The organism is Dietzia sp. B19 (assembly GCF_014145155.1).
GTDB classification, from domain to species: Bacteria; Actinomycetota; Actinomycetes; order Mycobacteriales; family Mycobacteriaceae; genus Dietzia; species Dietzia natronolimnaea.
Window position 1 is genome coordinate 1 of record NZ_JAALED010000050.1, and the last position, 4,390, is coordinate 4,390.

At 70.3% G+C, this 4,390-nt stretch carries 3 protein-coding genes; 2 read left to right on the forward strand and 1 reads right to left on the reverse strand.

The genetic code is table 11. The annotated features are described in order from the left end of the window. The first annotated feature begins 199 nt into the window (after nt 1-199). A complete protein-coding gene (locus G6020_RS02160) occupies nt 200-1,012 on the forward strand; it encodes a DoxX family protein (protein WP_182609518.1) in 813 nt (270 codons plus the stop codon). Between the two features lie 22 nt (nt 1,013-1,034). On the opposite strand, the gene ilvD is transcribed toward G6020_RS02160, so the two are convergent. After that, a complete protein-coding gene (gene ilvD, locus G6020_RS02165; RefSeq protein WP_182609519.1) occupies nt 1,035-2,873 on the reverse strand; it encodes a dihydroxy-acid dehydratase in 1,839 nt (612 codons plus the stop codon). A 194-nt stretch (nt 2,874-3,067) separates the two neighbouring features. Between ilvD and G6020_RS02170 the strand changes: the two genes are divergently transcribed. Beyond that, on the forward strand, nt 3,068-4,390 hold a 1,323-nt coding region (locus G6020_RS02170), incomplete at its 3' end, for a DUF3533 domain-containing protein (RefSeq protein ID WP_182609520.1).

A 4,390-nucleotide genomic window follows, 5' to 3' on the forward strand; every position in this document is an offset into this window, starting at 1 on the left:
CGGGGGGGCTGGACGGCGGTGCCGCGCCCATCCCCGGTCCGGGGGCGGGGGTGAAGGGCGCGGCGAGACGGTCGTCGAATCTCGCGCACCCGGCCGTCGCGACGGCCAGGACCACCAGCAGCGAGAGCGATCTCATGGCGACAAGCCTACGGTGCGCCGTGTCCTGGGTGCGGGTGCCGGGGAAGCGGCCTATGGTCGCATGGTGACTTCCTCAAAGCCCGGAGACGACGCCCGAACCGAGATCATCCACGATGTCGACTACCCGCTCGACGTCCCCAACGCGACGGGGGCCGGTTCCGGCACGGGGACCGCGGACTCGGCGACCACGGCATTCCCCGCGGCGGGTCGGACGGACTACTCGCAGTTCTCCGAGTCCGGGGGATACGACACGTCGGCGCCGTTGCCGTTCGGCGACCAGCCCACGACGATCGACCCCGCCCCCCGCGACGAGATCTCCCGGCGCGGCACGACCGATTTCGGGTTGTTCCTCCTCCGACTCGCGGTGGGCGTCCTGTTGGCCATGCGTGGTCTGCAGAAGCTCTTCGGCCTGTTCGGCGGCCCGGGACTCGACGGATTCACGCAGACCCTCACCGAGTCGGGTTTCGAGCAGGCGCGACTGCTCGCGATCGCCGGCGGGGTCGTCGAGCTGGTCGCGGGGATCCTGCTCGTCGTGGGCCTGGCGACGCCGGTCGCGGCGGCCGGGTTGCTCGGGCTGGTCGGGTTGGGTCTCGCGGTCCGGCTGACCGGTGACGACCCCGTGCCGCTCCTCGGCGAGACGACCCGTGGGCTCGAGACGTCGATCCTGTACGTCGCCGCCCTGCTCGCACTCCTCTTCGCGGGAGCCGGACGCTGGTCGGTCGACCGCAGGTGGCGGTGGTCGCACCGCCCCCGGTTCAGCGGAGTGATCTGGCTGCTGCTGGCCGTGATCGCGGCAGGGGTGATCTGGTACCTGCTCAACGGCAGCAACCCGTTGATGTCCACGACCGACAGCCCGGCGGTCACCGCGGGCTGACCGCGGCGGCGGGCCGTGGAGGTCAGCCCGGCAGGATCCGCACGGCACCCTTGTCCGCGGACGACGCCATCGAGGCGTATGCCCGCAGCGCGGTGGAGACCTCCCGCTCGCGGTGGACCGGACGCCACGGGAGGGGTCCCTTCTCGGCCCGGCGACGGTCCAGCTCGTCGTCGTCGACCTCCACCGAGATGGATCGTGTGGCCACGTCGATCGTCACGACGTCTCCGTCCCGGATCAACCCGATCGGGCCGCCGGCGGCGGCCTCGGGGGCGATGTGCCCGATGGACAGTCCCGACGAGCCGCCTGAGAAGCGGCCGTCCGTGATCAGGGCGCACCTGGTGCCCAGGCCGGCGCCCTTGATGAACGCGGTGGGGTGGAGCATCTCCTGCATGCCCGGGCCGCCGGCCGGGCCCTCGTAGAGCACCACGAGCACCTCGCCGGGCTGCAGGGTCTTGTCCAGGATCACCGACACCGCCTGCTCCTGCGACTCCACGACCCGCGCCGGGCCGCTGAAGTGGAAGTTCGCCTCGGACACGCCGGCGGTCTTGAAGACCGATCCGTCCGGCGCGATGTTGCCGCGGAGCACGGCCAGCCCGCCCTCGGCGGTGGCCGGGTGCTCGACCGAGTGGATGCAGCCGTCCACGGCGTCCGTGTCCAGCGACTCCCAACGGTTGTCCGTGGAGAACGGCTCGATGGTGCGGACCCCGCCGGGTGCGGCGTGGAACAGCTCGATCGCCTGCTCGGTGGCGGTACCGCTGCGGATGTCCCAGTCCGCGATGTGCTGTTCGAGAGAGGGGGAGTGCACCGAGTGGACGTCCGTCTCCAGCAGACCGCCGCGGTACAACTCGCCGAGGATCGCCGGGATGCCACCGGCCCGGTGGACGTGCTCCATGTAGTAGTCCGAGTTGGGTGCGACCTTGGCCAGGCACGGCACCCGACGGGAGATCTGCTCGATGTCGTGGAGATCGAAGTCGACCTCACCCTCCTGCGCGGCGGCGAGGATGTGCAGCACCGTGTTGGTGGACCCGCCCATGGCCACGTCGAGCGTCATGGCGTTGGCGAAGGCCTCCTTGGTGGCGACCGACCGCGGCAGGACCGAGGCGTCGTCGTCCCGGTAGTAGCGGTGGCAGAGGTCCACGATGACCCGGCCGGCCTCGGCGAAGAGCTCGCGCCGTGCGCTGTGGGTGGCCAGAGTGGAGCCGTTGCCCGGCAGCGACAGGCCCAGGGCCTCCGTCAGGCAGTTCATCGAGTTGGCCGTGAACATGCCCGAGCAGGAACCGCAGGTGGGGCAGGCCGAGCGTTCGATCGCGTCGAGGCCCTCCTGGTCGACCGCCGAATTGGCCGAGGCGGAGATCGCGGTGACGAGGTCGGAACCGGCCTTGACCACGCCGTCGACGACCACCGAGAAGCCGGACTCCATGGGGCCGCCGGAGACGAACACGGTCGGGATGTTCAGACGCATCGCCGCGTTGAGCATCCCCGGCGTGATCTTGTCGCAGTTCGAGATGCACACCAGGGCGTCGGCCGTGTGCGCGTTGACCATGTACTCGACGGAGTCGGCGATGATCTCGCGGCTGGGAAGCGAGTACAACATCCCCGCGTGACCCATGGCGATGCCGTCGTCCACGGCGATGGTGTGGAACTCGCGCGCGACGCCACCCGCCGCGGTGATCTGCTCGGCGACGATCTCGCCGACGTTCTTCAGGTGCACGTGCCCGGGGACGAACTGCGTGTACGAGTTGGCGACCGCGATGATCGGTTTGCCGAAGTCGGCGTCCGTCATGCCGGTGGCGCGCCAGAGTGCGCGGGCCCCCGCCGCATTGCGTCCGGCGGTGCTGGTGCGGGACCTCAGGGCGGGCATGGGACCTCGATCCGGTTCGGGAGACGACGGGACGGGCGTCCCGGGTGGCAGTCCTGCGATCAGGCCTGCGGGCGGCCCCGTGACGTGGGCGGGGACGCTCCGGGGGACGGGTACACGATACCCGCGGTGGCAGGAGTAACTTCGTCTCGGTCGGCCGTGTGGTCGACCGGCGTTCCACACGAATGAGGATCACCATGACCGACTCCGGCCACACCGGCGGCTTCCGCGAGTTCGCCTCACACTCGGCGGGCGCGGTGGTTCTGGTCTGCGGACTGTTCTTCCTGCTGTCGTTCATGTATCTGGGCGGCACCGCGGATCCCCAGGCCCACGCCCGGCACATTCCCGTGGCGGTGGTGGACTCCGACCGCGGAGCCTCGTTGGACACGCCGATCGGCGTGCGGGACCTCGACGTGGGATCGCAGATCACCGCCGGCCTGCTCCAGAACAACGACTGGGAGAAGATCCGGCTTCACGTCGTGGACCCCGGGACGGCGGAGGAGGGACTGCGTGACGGATCGTACTTCGGGGCGATCAGGATCCCCGCCGACCTGAGCGAGCGGGTGGTCGGTCTGGTCGAGGCGGCGGCCACCGAAGAGGGGGATGCGGCGGAACCTCCCGCGCCCGCGCGGGTCACGGTCGAGTACTCGCCCCGCGTCTCCATCGTGTCGAGCCAGGTGATGAACACCATGGCCGAGGCGATGCAGGAGTCGTTCCGCGACCGGATGGGCCCCAGGTTGCTCGCCGACTCACAGTTGCTCGCCGAGGCGGAGGGCAGGACGATCGGCGCCGCCGCGACCCTCGCACTCCAGGACCCGGTCGGGATCGACGTGACCGCGTGGAACCCGCTGCCGGAGGGGGTGTCGAACGCCTCGCTGCCGATGTTCTACGCGCTGATCGTGATCCTCGCGGGCTTCACCGGGGCGATGATCATCTCCGCCGTGCTCGACGCCCGGCTCGGGTTCATCCCCCTGGAGATCGGACCTCTGGCGCTGCACGTGCACGTGGCCCCGTTCGGCCGGCTCCAGACGCTGGCCCGCAAGTGGGTGGTCACACTCGTGACGGCCCCGCTCGTGTCCGGGCTCTGCCTTCTCGTCGCCCACATCATCGGGGTCACCGGGTACGACCCGTGGCACATGTTCTGGTTCTCGAACCTCGTGATCGTCGCGGTGGGGGTGTGTGCACACACGATCATCGCGGCGATCGGGAACGCCGGGCTGTTGGTCAACCTGGTCGTGTTCGTGGTGCTGGGGATACCGACGTCGGGCGGAGCCACCCCGACGCAGATGCTGCCGCAGGTGTTCGTCGCGATCGGCAACCTCCAGCCGATGCACCAGGCCTACCTCGGACTGCGGTCGATCATGTTCTTCGACTCGAGCTGGGACGCGGGCCTGGGGCACGCGGTGTGGGTCCTCGGCGGCTGGGCGGTGGCCGGACTGCTCGCGGGGGTGGCGGTCACCCTCGCCTACGAGCGCATGGGGCTGCGCCGCCAGGCCGTCGCCGACCGTGTTCCGGCGGGC